Below are 16136 nucleotides of genomic sequence, written 5' to 3'. Positions count from 1 at the left end.
ACCTGATGTGAACACTCGTAACACCCGTCTGCGTCGTACCGTCATATCCCTGGCCTCGTCCGCCATGGCCGTCTCGCTCGCAGGCTGCGGCGTCGTGGACGGAATCGGCGGCGACGGAACCAAGGCCAGCCCCTCGAAGGGCGACGACATCACGGTGGGCCTGCTCCTCCCCGAGAAGGAGAACAGCCGTTACGAGAGGTTCGACTACCCGATCATCAAGGAGACGGTGGAGAAGCTCACCAGCAACAAGGGCACGGTGGCCTACGCCAACGCCCAGCAGGACGCGGCCAAGCAGAACGACCAGCTCCAGCAGATGGTCGACGACAAGGTCGACGTGATCCTCGTGGACGCGGTGGACTCCAAGGCCATCGCCGCCGGTGTGAAGAAGGCCAAGGACGCGGGCATCCCCGTCATCGCCTACGACCGGCTCGCGCAGGGCCCCATCGACGCGTACATCTCCTTCGACAACGAACTCGTCGGCGAGGTCCAGGGCAAGGCGCTGCTCCAGGCGGTCCAGGACGAGAGCGGCAGCGCCACCTCGAAGAAGATCATCATGATGAACGGGTCGCCCACCGACCCGAACGCCGCGCAGTTCAAGGCGGGCGCCCTGTCCGAGCTCAAGGACAAGGTTGTCATCGCCAAGACGTACGACACCACGGACTGGAACCCGGTCAACGCCAAGGCCAACATGGAGAAGGCCATCACGGCCGTCGGCCTCGACAACATCGCGGGTGTCTACTCGGCCAACGACGGCCTCGCGGGCGCCGTCATCGACGTCCTGAAGACCGCCGGCGTCAGCAAGGTCCCGCCGGTCACCGGCCAGGACGCCGAGCTCAACGCGGTGCAGCGCATCGTCAAGGGCGACCAGTACATGAGCGTCTACAAGTCGTACCCGCAGGAGGCCAGCGCCGCCGCCGAGATGGCCGTGGCGAAGGTCCAGGGCCGGTCGATCGAGTTCGACGCGCTCACCCGCGACAAGGTCGACAGCCCGACGAACAAGGGCATCCCGGCCCAGCTCGTGCCGGTCGTCGACCTCACCAAGGACAACCTCGACGACACGGTGATCCAGGACGGCATCTACACCGTCAAGCAGATCTGCACGGCCGCGTACAAGGCGGCGTGCAACTCCGTCGGCCTCAAGTAGGGCGACGGCTGAACCGATCCGGGCCCGTGGGTGTCTCACAGGGGGGCCGCAGGCCGTGGTGCCGTCGTGGACCCGGCGCCGTGCGGCCGTCCCGCCGTCGTCCCGCTGGAGGCACCCCGTGGCCATGATCGGCCTGTTCTGGATCACCGAGGAGAGCGTGCACCTGGGCGCCGAGCCCGAGGGGCACGCGCGCGGTGTGCGGCTCACGGCCGAAGGGATCCAGGCCGTGGGCACGGACCAGCAGGCCTTCTGGCCGTGGCCGCAGGTGCGCGGTGTCGCCGTGCACCACGCCCCGGTGCGGTCCAGCACGCGCTGGCTGGTGAACAGCGTGGCCGACACGGTCATCGACCTGGCGACGGGCGGCGTCGACACCCCGCCCGCCTTCGAGGTCCACGTCCGCACGGCCACGGGGACGGCCGAGCTGACCGTGTACGGCGCGGCCGTCGGCGGCTACGTCCAGTCCGAGTACGAGCTCTCCGTCGACCTGCTGGAGCGGCTCGTGGACGGCACGGTGGACGTGGACCGGCTGCTGGAGTGGGGACGCACGGACAGCGCCGGAGCGACGCCCTGGCGCCCCGCCCGGGAGGCCCTGCTCAGGAGCTGGGCCTCCGGCTGACCGCGGCCCGCCGGGCGTCCCGCCCATGGGCCCCCGGCGCGCAGCCGAAGGCCCGGCGGAAGACCTCGATGAAGGCGCTCGCCGACGAGGGAGCGCAGCGGTGCGCCACGGGCTCGCGAGCGGCTTCACTGGTCATCCGGCCGGCGCCATGTCCCTGCGCACCGCCCTGCTCCCGCTGATCGTCCTGCCTGCCGTCGGCTGCCTCTTCCCGCGCCGCCCGCGAGAGTCGGCCGTGGCCGGACCGTGACGACCGGCACCGCCCGCGGACCGTCGTGTTCAAGCCACCCGTGCACGTCACGCCGGGTGCGGCGATGAACCCGGTGATCCGTGCGTGCAGCGTGAACCCCCTTGCAAAGACCGCGGCTTCGGCCATGTGCGGACCGCTGCCGAAGTTCCCGTGCGTCCGCGTGCGGCTGCGGACTCCACCACCGACAGCTTGTTGCAGGGGCCGGTGGCTGAGGTGGGGACGTTCCGTCATCAAGGCGGGCGAAAAGGCGTGTGCGGACGGTACAGCCGTGTTGCGATGCCGGTCCGCTCCGCGCATAGTTGCGCTGCGGAAGGCGCGAAGGCGGCCTGCCGCAGAAGGGGCTGGAGCCAGGGGTGGGAGATGGCCGGGCACGGGACGGACATGCATCCGCACGGCGCTGACCGACTGTGCGAGGCCGGCGACCGGGTGTACTCCCGGGCTGTGCGGCGCGGGCGTGTGCCCCGTGAGGACGCGGAGGCGGTGCCCTGCCTCCTGGAGCTTGCGCTGCTGCACCCCGACCCCGACGACATGGGCTGGCTGGTGCCGACCTCGCCGCAGGAGGTCATGACCCGGTTGCTGCGCGGGGTCTACGAGGAGGTCAGCGCGAGCCAGGCGCGCGTCGGCGAAGCGGTGTCCGCCTTCGAGTGGTACGCGGGGCTCGGCGGACGCGTCCAGGCCCCGGCCGAGGGTGTCGCGATCCGCGTCCTCGACGGACTGCCGCGCATCCGGGCCGCCATGGACAAGGCGACCGAGGAGTGCACGAGCGAGGTCCTGACGGTGCAGCCCGGCGGCATCCGGCGCGAGGACGAGCTGTCGGAGGGCCTGCACCGGGCGCTGGAGATGCGCCGCCGGGGCGTGCGGATGCGCGACCTGTACACGCATGTCGCCCGGCACGGCCAGGGCCTGCTCAACTACATGGAGCTGATGGGTGATTCGGCGGAGGCCCGCACGCTCGACGAGGTAGTCGAGCGGCTGATCCTCTTCGACCGCAGGGTCGCCTTCATCCCGGCGAACCCGGACCGTACGATCGCGCTGGAGCTGCGTCACCCGGCGCTGGTGGACTACCTGGTGACCGTGTTCGAGCGGTTGTGGCGGCTGGCGATCCCGCTGGCCTCGCCGCTGCCCTCGACGGGCATCGAGGGCATCACCCACCGGGAACGCTCGATCGCGGCTTTGCTGGCGGAGGGCCACCAGGACGCGGTGGTCGCCGAGCGGCTGGGCATCAGCGTGCGGACCTGCCGGGCGCACATCGCCCGGCTCTCGGAGACCCTGGGCGCGGCCAGCCGCACCCAGCTCGGCGTCCGCATCGCCCAGGCCGGCCTGGAGGGCCCACCGCGCTCTGAGGAGCTCCAGACGGTCACTGCCCCTGGCCTTTCTGCTCCAGAATCCCCGACTGCCCGATGAGGTAGCCGAGTTGGGCCCGGCTCTCGCTGCCGAGGAAGGCCGCGAGCTTGGCGATGTGGACGCGGGCGGTGCGGACGTTCATGCCGAGGCGGTCGGCGACGACGGCGTCGGTGTGCCCTTCGACGAGCAGGCTCGCGATGGCGCGTTGGCGGGGCGTGACGCCGTCCAGGGAGGGCTGCGGGGCGGCTTTGGGGTACATGGGGGTGGCCAGGCGCCAGAGCCGCTCGAAGGCCGTGACGAAGAACCTGACCAGGGCGGGGTTGCGGACCTCCAGCGCCAGTGTGCGGTCCTTGCTGGCCGGTATGAACGCCACGGTGCGGTCGACGATGAGGAGCCGCTCGGTGACTTCGTCCAGAGTGCGGGCCTCCGCGTCCCCCTTCAGCACCTCGTATCGGGCGATCACGGTCGGCGAGTGGCGGAGGGTGTGCTGGTAGAGCGTGCGTATGCGGCCCCCGCGATCGAGCAGGGCCTGGTCGCGGCCGAGGGACGCGCCTTGGGCCGCGGCGCCCCTGCCGGTGTGGGGCTGAATGGCGAGGAGTTCCTGCTGGGCGTCGGCCATCGTTTGGGAGATGGACCGGTTGATCTGTTCGAGACCGCTGAGAACGCTGAGCGTCGGCGATTCCCCCGTGGCCGTCTGCGGACTGCCGATCCGCATGAGCGGCTCGAACGCCTCAGCCAGCCGCACTTCTCGCCGGCGCTGGTGCGCGATGGCGTCGGTCGTCGCACGCAGCAGCCGGGGCAGCACGACAGCCGGTGGCACAGGGTGCAGGGACGTCCGGTCCTCGATCTCCGGCTGGAGCAGGCCGAGGTCGATCACGCAGGGAACCAGGGCGGTCTCCTGCAGGGTGACATGGCCCTCCCGCAGGGCGCGGGTGTACAACTCCAGGCCCGCCCGGCACAGTTCTTCGGATGCGTGCTCGTGTGCCGTGGCGGTCACCTGCGGCTCCGGTTCCCCGGTACTCAATGATCCTGGTCCAGGATCCCCGACTGCGCTATGAGGTAGCCGAGTTGGGCGCGGCTGCCGCTGCCGAGGGCGGTGGCCAGCTTGGCTATGTGGGCACGGCAGGTGCGGACGTTCATGCCCAGGCGGCGCGCGATGGCCTCGTCGACGTGGCCCTCCACCAGGAGTTTGGCGATGGAGTGCTGGATCTCCGTGATGCCGTCGGAGGCGGTTTCGTAGGGGGCGCCGGTGGACAGCGGGACAGCGCGGCCCCACATGAACTCGAAGACCTTGATCAGGTAGCGGACGAGGCCGGGGTGGCGGAGCTCCAGGGCGACCTTCTGGTCGTCGCGCGTGGGGATGAAGGCCACGGTCTCGTCGCAGATGATGAGGCGCTCGACCAGTTCGTCGATGGTGCGGTGCTCCACCTTGCCGTTGGAGAGCTGGCTGACGTAGGCCAGCTTCTCCGGGCTGTAGCGGGCCGTGTGCTGATACAGCGTCCGGATCCGCACACCACGTTCGATCAGGGGCCTGTCACGTTCCAGCCCCTGGATGAGGTTGCGTTCGGGGCGGGGGCCGCTGGGCTGGACCGTGAGCATCTCGACCTGGCACTGGGCGGTGGCCAGGTCGAGCGCCGCGTTGATCCGGTCGTTGCCCTCCAGCACGGTGATCGAGTGTGTGGTCGCCGTGGCCTGGGCACTGAGCGCCATGAACGGCTCGAAAGCATCGGCCAGTTCGATCGACAAGCGCCGGGCTTCGGTGATCTCGTGCTCTATGGGGTTGAGACGCTGGGCCAGGGCGATGGACGGTGGTACGGGACGCAACCAGTTGGCGTCGTCGGGATCGGGGTGCAGCAGCGCGAACTCCATCAGGCAGGGAGCGGACTCCACGTCTGCGCGAGCGATGCGTCCCGTGCGCAGAGCATTCGCGTAGAAACGGCTTCCGTCCTCGCACAGCTGGGTCACCGCATGGGGATGTATCCCTCTAGTCCCATTTGTTGCCAAATCTCCACCCCCCAGGGTCCTGAACGTGCAGGAACATGATGCATCGATTGTGTGGCCATGACGTGCCCGAATGAGCCATCGTCGTATTCGACGGGGGAAGAGGGGACCTTCAAGTGAGGACGAAGCCGACTATGCGTAACAAAATGCTTCGCTCGGCGCTTGTCGCCGCCTTCTCCGCCGTCATGGCCCTCGGGGTGCTGAGCGGTCTCTCCGACGCGAGGGGCGACGCCAGGGCCGACAGTGTCTGGCCGGCGGCAGTCGCGACGCACGTGGTTGCCGGTGACAGCGTCTGGCCGATTGCTCCGGCCGGCAAAGACGACAGCGTCTGGGCCTGACATGACCACACCTCCCGACGACCGCTCGTTCCGCCGCGAAATGGCCACGGCCTACCGCTCCGGCTGGCACTTCATCGACCTGGTCACCGCCATCCCCCACAGTGGTGACTCGCTGATGGTGACCGTGTTCGGAGAGCCCGTGGTGGTCACGCGGGACGAGGACGAGGACGTACGGGCGTACCGCTGTCTGCGACGGCCTCGGGGGGCGCCGCAGCCGGTGCGGTGCGCCATCCGATACGGAATGATCTTTGTGAACCTCGACCAGCGCGACCACCGGCTGGCCGGACCGGACGAGCCGGACGTACAGACCATTGCAGCCACCCCCCGCAGTGCCTGACGCGATTCCCCCGTCGTAGTAGATCGCTCAGGTACTTCCCCCCGCAGCGGCGTCACCGTGACCTGAACACGGTGACGCCGCTGCAGTTTTACGCGAAATTTCCTGGTATCGGCGGTTACGACAGAGGCCGAAATCAGCCGCGCCCCATCGCCGAGGTGAGTGTGATCTCGATGACCACCCGTGACGGGTTGGGCGACGGGGTGCGCCCGTAGCGCTCCGCGTACCGGCGTTCCGCCTCCGCGATGCGCGCCGGCTCCACCGACACCGTGGCCCGGCCCTCCAGTGTGGCCCAGCGGCGACCGTCCACCTGGCAGACCGCGACGCGTGCCCCGTCCGCCCCCGCCGCGAGCACGTGCCGCACCTTGGCGCTGGATTTGTTGGCGATCACCCGAGCGAGACCGGCGTCGGGGTCGTATGTCACTCCGACGGGCACCACGTGCGGTCCGCCGTCGGGCCGGAGCGTGGTGAGCGTGCACAGGTGCCGTTCGCGCCAGAAGCTGAGGTAGGCGGCGTCGGGCTGCCGCGGGTCCACCGGATACGAAGCCATGAGACCCGAATCTACTTCCCCGGCGGGGCCCGCTCCGCTTCCGGTGTCATTCTTGAGTGGAATAGACTCAACTTTGTGTACGCTGGACGGGTCAGGTAGACGGTCGGGAAGACCAGGAGGAGAAAGCGAACGTGGACGCCGAGCTGACCAACAGGAGCCGGGACGCGATCAACGCGGCGACCAGCCGTGCCGTGTCCGAGGGGCACCCGGACCTCACCCCCGCCCACCTGCTGCTCGCTCTGCTGGAGGGGCAGGACAACGAGAACATCATCGATCTGCTGGCCGCCGTCGACGCGGACCAGCCCTCCGTCCGCTCCGGCACCGAACGCGTCCTCGCGGGCCTGCCCAGCGTGACCGGGTCCACCGTCGCTCCGCCGCAGCCCAACCGTGAGCTGCTCGCCGTCATCGCCGACGCCGCCGAGCGTGCGAAGGAGCTCGGGGACGAGTTCCTCTCCACCGAGCACCTGCTGATCGGCATCGCCGCGAAGGGCGGCTCGACCGGCGACGTACTCTCCCGGCAGGGCGCCAGTGCCAAGAAGCTCCTAGAGGCGTTCCAGAAGACCAGGGGAGGGCGCCGGGTGACGACTCCGGATCCCGAGGGCCAGTACAAGGCGCTCGAAAAGTTCGGTACCGACTTCACCGCCGCGGCGCGCGAAGGGAAGCTCGACCCGGTCATCGGCCGGGACCAGGAGATCCGCCGCGTCGTGCAGGTGCTGTCCCGCCGCACCAAGAACAACCCGGTCCTCATCGGTGAGCCCGGCGTCGGCAAGACCGCCGTCGTCGAGGGACTCGCCCAGCGGATCGTCAAGGGCGACGTCCCCGAGTCGCTCAAGGACAAGCGGCTCGTCGCGCTCGACCTCGGCGCCATGGTCGCGGGCGCGAAGTACCGCGGCGAGTTCGAGGAGCGGCTGAAGACGGTCCTCGCCGAGATCAAGGACTCCGACGGGCAGATCATCACCTTCATCGACGAGCTGCACACGGTCGTCGGCGCGGGCGCCGGAGGCGACTCCGCGATGGACGCGGGCAACATGCTCAAGCCGATGCTCGCGCGCGGTGAGCTGCGCATGGTCGGCGCGACCACCCTCGACGAGTACCGCGAGCGGATCGAGAAGGACCCCGCGCTGGAGCGCAGGTTCCAGCAGGTGCTGGTCGCCGAGCCGACCGTCGAGGACACCATCGCGATCCTGCGCGGCCTGAAGGGCCGGTACGAGGCCCATCACAAGGTCCAGATCGCCGACAGCGCGCTGGTCGCCGCCGCGACCCTCTCCGACCGGTACATCACCTCCCGCTTCCTGCCCGACAAGGCCATCGACCTCGTCGACGAGTCCGCCTCCCGGCTCCGCATGGAGATCGACTCCTCGCCCGTCGAGATCGACGAACTCCAGCGTGCCGTGGACCGGCTCCGCATGGAGGAGCTGGCGATCGGCAAGGAGACCGACGCCGCCAGCAAGGAGCGCCTGGAGAAGCTGCGCCGCGACCTCGCCGACAAGGAGGAGGAGCTGCGCGGTCTGACCGCTCGCTGGGAGAAGGAGAAGCAGTCCCTCAACCGCGTCGGTGAGCTGAAGGAGAGGCTGGACGACCTGCGCGGCCAGGCCGAGCGCGCCCAGCGCGACGGCGACTTCGACACCGCGTCCAAGGTGCTCTACGGCGAGATCCCGGCCCTGGAGCGGGACCTGGAGGAGGCGTCCGAGGCGGAGGAGGAGGCCGCCAAGGACACCATGGTCAAGGAGGAGGTCGGCCCCGACGACATCGCCGACGTCGTGGGTTCCTGGACCGGTATCCCCGCCGGACGGCTCCTGGAGGGCGAGACGCAGAAGCTGCTGCGCATGGAGGAGGAGCTGGGGCGCCGGCTCATCGGCCAGACGGAGGCCGTGCGGGCCGTGTCGGACGCCGTGCGCCGTACCCGTGCGGGCATCGCCGACCCGGACCGCCCGACCGGTTCGTTCCTCTTCCTCGGCCCGACGGGTGTCGGCAAGACCGAACTGGCCAAGGCCCTCGCCGACTTCCTCTTCGACGACGAGCGGGCCATGGTCCGCATCGACATGAGCGAGTACGGCGAGAAGCACAGCGTCGCCCGGCTCGTCGGCGCCCCGCCCGGCTACGTGGGGTACGAGGAGGGCGGCCAGCTCACCGAGGCCGTGCGCCGGCGCCCGTACAGCGTCGTGCTGCTCGACGAGGTCGAGAAGGCGCACCCGGAGGTCTTCGACGTCCTCCTCCAGGTGCTGGACGACGGACGGCTGACGGACGGCCAGGGACGCACGGTCGACTTCCGCAACACCATCCTGATCCTCACCTCGAACCTGGGCAGCCAGTTCCTGGTCGAGCCGACGACGTCCGAGGAGGAGAAGAAGCAGCAGGTGCTGGAGACCGTGCGGGTCTCCTTCAAGCCGGAGTTCCTGAACCGGCTCGACGACCTGGTGGTGTTCGCCGCCCTCGACAAGGAGGAGCTCAAGCGCATCGCCGGGCTCCAGATCGATCGGCTCGCCAAGCGGCTGGCCGACCGCCGGCTCGGCCTGGAGGTCACCGAGGCTGCCCTGGCCTGGCTGGCCGACGAGGGCAACGACCCGGCGTACGGCGCGCGCCCGCTGCGCCGTCTCGTCCAGACCGCCATCGGGGACCGGCTCGCCCGGGAGATCCTCGCGGGCGAGGTCAAGGACGGCGACACGGTCCGCGTGGACCAGTTCGGCGAGGGTCTGATCGTGGGACCGGCGACCGGCAAGACCCTGTGACCCTTCCGGAGGCCCGGGACGAGTGGGCCTGCGGGCGTACGAGGGCGGTGTCCCCGTCCTCGTACGCGATGCCCGCCGCGCCCCGCTCCCCCTGTTCCTGACGGGGACATGTCGGCTCGGGGCGGGGCCGTGTCCGGATCTTGTCAGCCACCGGCTGAAGGACCGGCCAGGGGTTGCCACTCCCCGCCCCGGATGGGAGAGGATGACAGCATCCGTACGAAGGGAAATACACGGTGAGCATCGACCCGTCCTCGATTCCGAACTTCGGGGGCCAGCCCGAGCCGCAGCCCCAAGGGCCGGCGGGCCCCGTGGTCCCGGATCAGGACCTCGTGAAGCAGCTCCTGGACCAGATGGAGCTGAAGTATGTCGTCGACGAAGAGGGTGACCTCGCGGCGCCGTGGGAGCAGTTCCGTACGTACTTCATGTTCCGCGGCGAGGGTGACCAGCAGGTCTTCTCGGTGCGGACGTTCTACGACCGGCCGCACCAGATCGACGAGAAGCCCGCGCTGCTGGAGTCCATCGACGACTGGAACCGCCGCACGCTGTGGCCCAAGGTCTACAGCCACACCCACGACGACGGCACCGTCCGCCTGATCGGCGAGGCGCAGATGCTGGTCGGCACCGGCGTCAGCCTGGAGCACTTCGTGTCCTCCACGGTGAGCTGGGTGCGCGCCGCCATCGAGTTCGACAAGTGGCTCGTCGAGCAGCTCGGCCTGGAGCAGGAGATCAACGAGGCGGACAAGCCCGAGGACGGCGAGGAGTAGTCCTCCGGCCCCTCCTTCGGCCCGTCCGCTGCGTCCGGCTCCTCCGGTCCGGGCCCGGGGCACGCTCCCCGCGCCCGGCCCCGACGGGGCCCGCCTGCCGGCGGTTCTACAGCGGCGTGTGCGCGAGCACCACCAGATACGCGCCGTACGCGAAAGAGAGCCCGGCCAGGGCGCCGACCACCACGGTCGCGTGCCAGGGCCGGGCTCTCGCCGTGCGCACCAGCGCCCGCGCCAGCGGCAGCAGCAGCGGGAAGGCCGGGAGCAGGAAGCGCGGTTTCGACTCGAAGAAGCCGGAGCCGCCGAGGGCGATCAGCAGCAGGACGCCGCTGTACACGATCAGCGGCAGCGGTGCGCGGTCGGCGATCAGCAGTGCGTAGAGCACCGTGGCCGCGGCCACGATGCCCAGCGTCACGGGGAACACGAAGCGGTCGCCGTCCAGCAGCAGGTGTTTGACGAAGCGGAGTGATCCCTCGCCGAAGTCGAAGCGCGAGCCCCACAGCCGCTGCACCTCGAAGTAGCCGCGGAGCGGATCGCCCCGGCGGCGGCCCACCCACAGCACGTAACCCATCCAGCCCAGCGGTGCGAGCGCGGCGCCCGTCCACAGCCTGTGGGGAACTTTCCGCGCGCGCAGCCGCCAGACCTCGTACGCCGCTGCCGCGAGGACGGCCGCGGCCACCGCGAAGCCGTTCGGCCGGGACAGCCCCGCGAGCGCCGCCAGCACGCCCGCCCACACCCAGTGCCCGCCGAGCACCGCGTACAGCGACCAGGCGGCGAAGGCCGTCAGCACGGGCTCCGTGTACGCCATCGACAGCACCACCGAGTGCGGGAGCAGCCCCCAGAGCAGGACGACGGCGGTGCCGACCGCGCGGCCGTACAGCCTGGCCCCGATGGCGTACATCCCACAGGCGGCGGCCCCGGCGGCGAGCCAGGACACCAGCAGGCCCGCCGTGGACGCGTTGAGCGGGGTCACGGCGGTGACGCCGCGCACCAGCGCGGGGTACAGCGGGAAGAACGCCAGGTCGCTGTGGACGACGGTGGGGCGGAAGTAGAGCGTGCGGCCGTACCCGTGCGCCGCGATCCCCAGGTACCAGATCGAGTCCCAGGACCGTGCGAGCAGGACGATCGGGTGCCTGCCGGTGGCCCAGGCTGTCGCGGCGAGCGCGAGGATGCCGGTGAGGCGCGCGGCGGCGAACAGCCCCAGCGCGGTCATCGCGGCGGCCGGCAGGCTGGGCGCGAGGCGGGACGGTCGGGCACGGTCCCCGGGCTCCGTCAGAGCCGGGCGAGCGAGGGTACTCGGGTGGGTCACACCGGAACTGTGCGTAACTTACGGGGCATTTGCGAGCTTTGCTCGGCTGTGCGGGTAGCGTTCGTGGGGTCCCGGCGCGCCGCCCGCACGGACGGCGCCCACGGTGCTAGAGCAGGTCCGGGCCCGCCGCGGAGCCCCTCTCCGCCGCCTCGCGCGGGGCGGGCGGCACCCGGCTCACCACGCGGCCTTGAGGCGCTTCGCCGCCTCCTCCAGCACCTGTGTCTGCTTGCAGAACGCGAACCGCACGAAGGGCGCTCCCGCCTCGCGGTGGTCGTAGAAGACCGCGTTCGGGATGGCGACGACACCGGCGCGTTCCGGCAGGGCGCGGCAGAACGCGAAGCCGTCCGACTCGCCGAGCGGCCGGATGTCGGTCGTGATGAAGTACGTGCCCTGCGGGCGGAAGACCTCGAAGCCCGCCTCCGCGAGTCCCGCCGCCAGCACGTCCCGCTTGGCCAGCATGTCCGCGCGGAACGCCTCGAAGTACGCGTCCGGCAGCGCCAGCGCCTCGGCCACCGCGTACTGGAACGGTCCCGACGCCACGTAGGTCAGGAACTGCTTCGCCGACCGCACCGCGCTGACCAGGGCGGGCGGCGCCGTCACCCAGCCCACCTTCCAGCCGGTGAACGAGAACGTCTTCCCGCTCGAACCGATCGTGACCGTCCGCTCGCGCATGCCCGGGAACGACGCCAGCGGTACGTGCTCGGCGCCGTCGAAGACGAGGTGCTCGTACACCTCGTCCGTCACCACCAGCAGGTCCCGCTCCACGGCGAGCTTCGCGATCTCGGCGAGCTCCTCGCGGGTGAGCACCGTGCCGGTGGGGTTGTGCGGCGTGTTGACCAGCAGCAGGCGCGTCCGGTCGGTGACGGCGTCGCGCAGCTCGTCGAGGTCGAGACGGAAGCTGCCCTCGTGCGGGCGCAGCGTCACCGGCACCCGGGTCCCGCCCGCCATCGCGATGCACGCGGCGTACGAGTCGTAGTACGGCTCGAACGCGATCACCTCGTCGCCGGGCTCCAGCAGGGCGAGCAGCGCGGCGGCGATCGCCTCCGTGGCCCCGGCCGTCACCAGGACCTCCGTGTCGGGGTCGTACGACAGCGCGTAGCGGCGCTCCTGGTGCGCGGACACCGCCGCGCGCAGCTCGGGCACGCCGGGCCCCGGCGGGTACTGGTTGCCCCGCCCGTCCCGCAGCGCCCGCACGGCCGCCTCCCGGATCTCCTGCGGACCGTCCGTGTCGGGGAAGCCCTGACCGAGATTGATCGAACCGGTACTCACCGCGAGCGCCGACATCTCGGCGAAGATCGTCGTTCCGAACTCGGCGAGCCGGCGGTTGAGGAAGGGGCGTTCGCTGGAGGTCATGCCGGTCATCCTGCGCCCAAGCTCTGGAGTTCCTCAACTCTGCTTTGGCCCGCCGGGCGCGGGGGCATCCCCCTCTCACGCACGACAGCGGCACCTGGAACGACACGAAGCGCCAAAAGAAGCGAACAAGACAACAGATCCGGGAAGCACGGCCCACGGGGGGCCTCTTCGGGGGAACGAAAGGAGGGTGACGCCATGCTCATCGGCATCATCCTGGCGGTCGTCTGCATCGTGGTCGTCGTGGCCTTCATGGCCACCGACCGCAGCCAGAACAAGGTGGGGCAGGTCAACGTCTCGAAGAGGGGCCGCCGTTCACGCCGTGGCTCCTCGGGCAGCGGCAGCAGCAGCTGGTGGGCCGGCGGGGCGGGCGGTGTCTCGTCCTGCGGCAGCGGTTCGTCCGGCGGACACCACGGGGGTCACTCGTGCGGTGGCCACTCGTCGTGCGGCGGGGGCTCGTCCTGCGGAGGCGGGTCCTCGTGCGGCGGCGGGGGCGGATGCGGGGGAGGCAGCTGACACGGGGCAGCTGAGCTCCCTTCGGGGGAAGCGCATCCGCAGCACGCGAACGTGCCCGTCGGCCGGCAGCGCCGACGGGCACGTCCGCGTCGGGGGCAGGCGCCCGTGCCCGCCGGGCGGCACCGCCGACGGGCACGCCCGCGTCGCCGGCGATGCGCCGTCGCGCCGGAGGGAACGGGCCGGGCGTCGTGGCACGCCGGAGGTACGCGCGCACGGCATATGCGACGGCGCATCGAGAGGGGCGGATCCGGAGGACCCGGTCGCACACCGGGGGCGGCTTCCGGCAGACGCGGGCGCGCGCCGGGCGCACGCCGTAGTTGAACAGTTGAGCTGTGGAGCCCTCGGGGGGATGGAAACCGCACGAAGTTGGGTAAAAACGCTGTGGTGGCGCCACAGTTCATGATTCCCTCTAAATCACCAACGCAGCCCTGGGCCTACAGTCCCGGGACGCCCGTGGGACCGGTCCTTCTCCCCTTCAGGTCCGTCCTTCGGGCGTCCTCCTGACCGGGCCGGCCGGGCCGTTCCCCCGGTGCCGACCGGGTGCGCCGGAACCCCACCTCTCTTTGCGTGCTAGCGGAGCCGACCCATGCTCACGACCCTGAACACCTCGTACACCGACACGCGCGCGGCCGACCTCGCCTGGGCCCTCGGCCGCGAACCGCTGCCGGCCCTGGCCACGCTCGACCTCGAACTGGAAGGGGTGGAGCTCCAGTTGAGACTCCTCGGCGCGTCCCACCAGGTGCTCCTGGAGGAGGAGCGGGGCCGCTGCTCCGAGACCGTCGCCTGCATCCCGGGCAGCAGCACGCCCCTCCCGCTCGGCGTGGCGAAGCGGATCAACGACTGGGAGTACGAGTTCGCGGCCCGCGTCGAGGTGCTGTCGCCCGGCTCCTTCGCCGGCCGTGCCCAGGAGCTGCTGGCCCTCGTCTCCGACCACCCCCACGGCCTCGCGGGCGTCTTCCCCGGCAGCCCGCACGCCTTCACCGCCATGCTCGCCCAGCGCCACGAGGGGCAGATCCACTGGCGCACCTGGCACGCGTACCCGCAGGACGGCCAGTTGGTGGCGACCCGCACCAGGGTCGGGGTCCGGGTGGCGGCGGCGTTGTGACCGCGCCGGCCGGGAGCGGCGCCGGGCGGACAGGGTGCCACAAAGCGCCGCGGTTCCACACGTGTGGGTGACGAGGCGTAGTGGCGCCGTGACGTAGCGTTCCCAGCGTGATCGATCCGCACGCGCCAGCTCCCCCCGGCGCGCCGCCGTCCTGGGGCGTCCAGGGCCAGGCGCGGCTGCCGGTCCGCCCGGGCATCGGGAGGTTCCTCGTCCTCGCCGGTGTCTTCGTCTGCGCGGCGTGCGGACTCGTGTACGAACTCGAACTCGTCGCCCTCGCGTCGTACTTGATCGGCGACTCGGTCACCCAGGCCTCCGTCGTGCTCTCCGTCATGGTCTTCGCGATGGGGATCGGCTCGCTCGCCGCGAAACGCCTGCGCCCGCGCGCCGCGGCGGGCTTCGGCGCCGTCGAGGCGGCCCTCGCGCTGGTCGGCGGGTGCAGCGCGATGGCCCTGTACGCGGTGTTCGCGTGGACCGGCGGCTGGGGCGGCGTGTGGGCCGACGGATGCCGCTATCTGCTGGTGGCCTTCTCCCTGGCCATCGGCCTGCTCATCGGCGCCGAAGTCCCCCTCCTCATGGAGCTGATACAGCGCATCCGCCGCCAGGACCCGGGCGGAGCGGTGGCGGACCTGTTCGCGGCGGACTACGTGGGCGCCCTCGTCGGAGGCCTCGCCTTCCCCTTCCTGCTGCTCCCGATGTTCGGCCAGCTCACCGGCGCCCTGCTCACCGGCATGGTGAACGCCGTCGCGGGCGGCGCCCTCGTCCTCGGCCTGTTCCGCCGGGACCTGACCCGCCGCGCCCGCTGGACCCTGCTCGTCGTCAACGTCACCGTCCTCGGGCTCCTCGCCTCGGCCGCAGCGCTCGTCGACGACTTCGAACGGGCCGCGCGGCACGCGGTGTACGGGGCGGACGTGCGCGTCGCGCTCCGCACCGGCGTCCAGGAGGTCGTCCTCACCGGCGGCACCCACGGCCGCCCCCTCCACCTCTTCCTCGACGGCCGCCTGCGGTTCAGCGGCCGCGACGAGCAGCGCTACCACGAAGCACTCGTGCACCCCGCGATGAACGGCCCGCACGCGCGCGTGCTCGTCCTCGGCGGCGGCGACGGTCTCGCCGCGCGCGAAGTGCTGCGCCACCCCGGGGTGCGCAGCGTCGACGTCGTCGAACTCGACTCCCAGGTGGTGCGGTTGGCGCGCTCGGACCCCGCCCTGTCCGCCCTCAACCGGCACGCCTACGACGACCCGCGCGTGCACGTCGTCACCGCCGACGCCTTCCGCTGGCTGCGCTCGGCGCCCTCCACGTACGACGTGGTGATCTCGGACCTCCCCGACCCGGGCATCACCGCGAGCACCAAGCTGTACTCCCAGGAGTTCTACGGACTCGCCCGCCGCGTCCTGGCCCCCGACGGCCGCCTCGTCGTGCACGCGGGACCCGTCTCCGCCCGCCCCCGCGCCTTCTGGACCGTGGACGCGACGATACGGGCGGCCGGCCTGCGCACCACCCCCTACCGCGTGAGCGGCCGCAACTCCGGCTTCGCGGCGGGCCCCGACCGCGCGCGGGGCGGCGAGCCCGGCGCACCGGGCGACTGGGGCTTCGTCCTGGCCGGCCGGACGGCCGTGCCCCTGCGGCTGCCGTCGGACGGCCCGCCGCCGCGCACCCTCACCCAGGCGGGCCTGGCGGCCGACGCCCGCGCGGTCCGGCGCACCCAGGTCGGCCGTGACCTGCCGCCGTCGCAGCTGGTGCATCCGCGGTACGCCGACTGAGGAGCACGTGGGGGAATCCGGTGATACCCGGGTGC

General features: G+C 71.2%; 15 protein-coding genes. 10 read left to right on the top strand and 5 right to left on the bottom strand.

All coding sequences use genetic code 11. The annotated features are described in order from the left end of the window. Positions 1-7 precede the first annotated feature (7 nt). From ABEB03_RS01130 to ABEB03_RS01115, 4 genes are all read left to right on the top strand, one after another. Entirely contained in the window at positions 8-1144 is a 1137-nt protein-coding gene (locus ABEB03_RS01130; protein WP_345639854.1) for a sugar ABC transporter substrate-binding protein, read from the top strand. 124 nt (positions 1145-1268) lie between these two features. Further along, on the top strand, positions 1269-1760 hold the full coding sequence (locus ABEB03_RS01125) for a hypothetical protein (RefSeq protein ID WP_345640572.1): 492 nt from the start codon (positions 1269-1271) through the stop codon (positions 1758-1760). 100 nt (positions 1761-1860) lie between these two features. Further along, complete coding sequence (locus ABEB03_RS01120) at positions 1861-2007, top strand: hypothetical protein (protein WP_345640626.1); 147 nt, start codon at positions 1861-1863, stop codon at positions 2005-2007. Positions 2008-2367: 360 nt separating this feature from the next. Further along, complete coding sequence (locus ABEB03_RS01115; RefSeq protein ID WP_345639852.1) at positions 2368-3411, top strand: helix-turn-helix transcriptional regulator; 1044 nt, start codon at positions 2368-2370, stop codon at positions 3409-3411. Here the strand turns inward: ABEB03_RS01115 and ABEB03_RS01110 are convergent. Further along, positions 3365-4348, bottom strand: a complete 984-nt coding sequence (locus ABEB03_RS01110; protein ID WP_345639850.1) for a helix-turn-helix transcriptional regulator — start codon at positions 4346-4348, stop codon at positions 3365-3367. The two genes, ABEB03_RS01115 and ABEB03_RS01110, sit on opposite strands and share 47 nt — an antisense overlap. 23 nt (positions 4349-4371) lie before the next feature. After that, on the bottom strand, positions 4372-5355 hold the full coding sequence (locus ABEB03_RS01105; protein ID WP_345639848.1) for a helix-turn-helix transcriptional regulator: 984 nt from the start codon (positions 5353-5355) through the stop codon (positions 4372-4374). Positions 5356-5691: 336 nt separating this feature from the next. Between ABEB03_RS01105 and ABEB03_RS01100 the strand changes: the two genes are divergently transcribed. Continuing rightward, positions 5692-6027 (top strand): hypothetical protein, encoded by a 336-nt coding sequence (locus tag ABEB03_RS01100; protein WP_345639845.1) that lies wholly within the window; start codon positions 5692-5694, stop codon positions 6025-6027. A 133-nt stretch (positions 6028-6160) separates the two neighbouring features. On the opposite strand, the gene ABEB03_RS01095 is transcribed toward ABEB03_RS01100, so the two are convergent. Next, the gene (locus ABEB03_RS01095; RefSeq protein WP_345639842.1) at positions 6161-6574 is read right to left on the bottom strand and encodes a pyridoxamine 5'-phosphate oxidase family protein; all 414 of its coding nucleotides are present in this window, start codon (positions 6572-6574) and stop codon (positions 6161-6163) included. A gap of 131 nt (positions 6575-6705) precedes the next feature. Here ABEB03_RS01095 and clpB point away from each other — a divergent pair, with 131 nt between their 5' ends. Next, on the top strand, positions 6706-9303 hold the full coding sequence (clpB, locus tag ABEB03_RS01090) for an ATP-dependent chaperone ClpB (RefSeq protein ID WP_345639840.1): 2598 nt from the start codon (positions 6706-6708) through the stop codon (positions 9301-9303). A gap of 233 nt (positions 9304-9536) precedes the next feature. Then, positions 9537-10067, top strand: a complete 531-nt coding sequence (locus ABEB03_RS01085) for a YbjN domain-containing protein (protein WP_345639838.1) — start codon at positions 9537-9539, stop codon at positions 10065-10067. Positions 10068-10173: 106 nt separating this feature from the next. Here the strand turns inward: ABEB03_RS01085 and ABEB03_RS01080 are convergent, their stop codons facing one another. Together ABEB03_RS01080 and ABEB03_RS01075 are read right to left on the bottom strand one after the other, a co-directional pair. Continuing rightward, positions 10174-11373, bottom strand: coding sequence for a hypothetical protein (locus tag ABEB03_RS01080; protein WP_425589157.1), 1200 nt, complete (start codon positions 11371-11373; stop codon positions 10174-10176). 174 nt (positions 11374-11547) lie between these two features. After that, entirely contained in the window at positions 11548-12735 is a 1188-nt protein-coding gene (locus ABEB03_RS01075; protein WP_345639836.1) for a pyridoxal phosphate-dependent aminotransferase, read from the bottom strand. 186 nt (positions 12736-12921) lie between these two features. Here ABEB03_RS01075 and ABEB03_RS01070 point away from each other — a divergent pair, with 186 nt between their 5' ends. The 3 genes from ABEB03_RS01070 to ABEB03_RS01060 all read left to right on the top strand — a co-directional run bounded on the left by ABEB03_RS01070 (position 12922) and on the right by ABEB03_RS01060 (position 16101). Beyond that, complete coding sequence (locus tag ABEB03_RS01070) at positions 12922-13239, top strand: hypothetical protein (RefSeq protein ID WP_345639834.1); 318 nt, start codon at positions 12922-12924, stop codon at positions 13237-13239. Positions 13240-13825: 586 nt separating this feature from the next. Continuing rightward, entirely contained in the window at positions 13826-14344 is a 519-nt protein-coding gene (locus ABEB03_RS01065) for a DUF2617 family protein (RefSeq protein ID WP_095935604.1), read from the top strand. Positions 14345-14451: 107 nt separating this feature from the next. Further along, complete coding sequence (locus tag ABEB03_RS01060) at positions 14452-16101, top strand: polyamine aminopropyltransferase (protein ID WP_345639828.1); 1650 nt, start codon at positions 14452-14454, stop codon at positions 16099-16101. Positions 16102-16136 lie beyond the last annotated feature (35 nt).

It is taken from the genome of Streptomyces siamensis, assembly GCF_039543605.1.
GTDB lineage: Bacteria > Actinomycetota > Actinomycetes > Streptomycetales > Streptomycetaceae > Streptomyces > Streptomyces siamensis.
The sequence above is the reverse complement of the archived record's forward strand: the minus strand, read 5'-3'. Positions and strand labels throughout refer to the sequence as shown.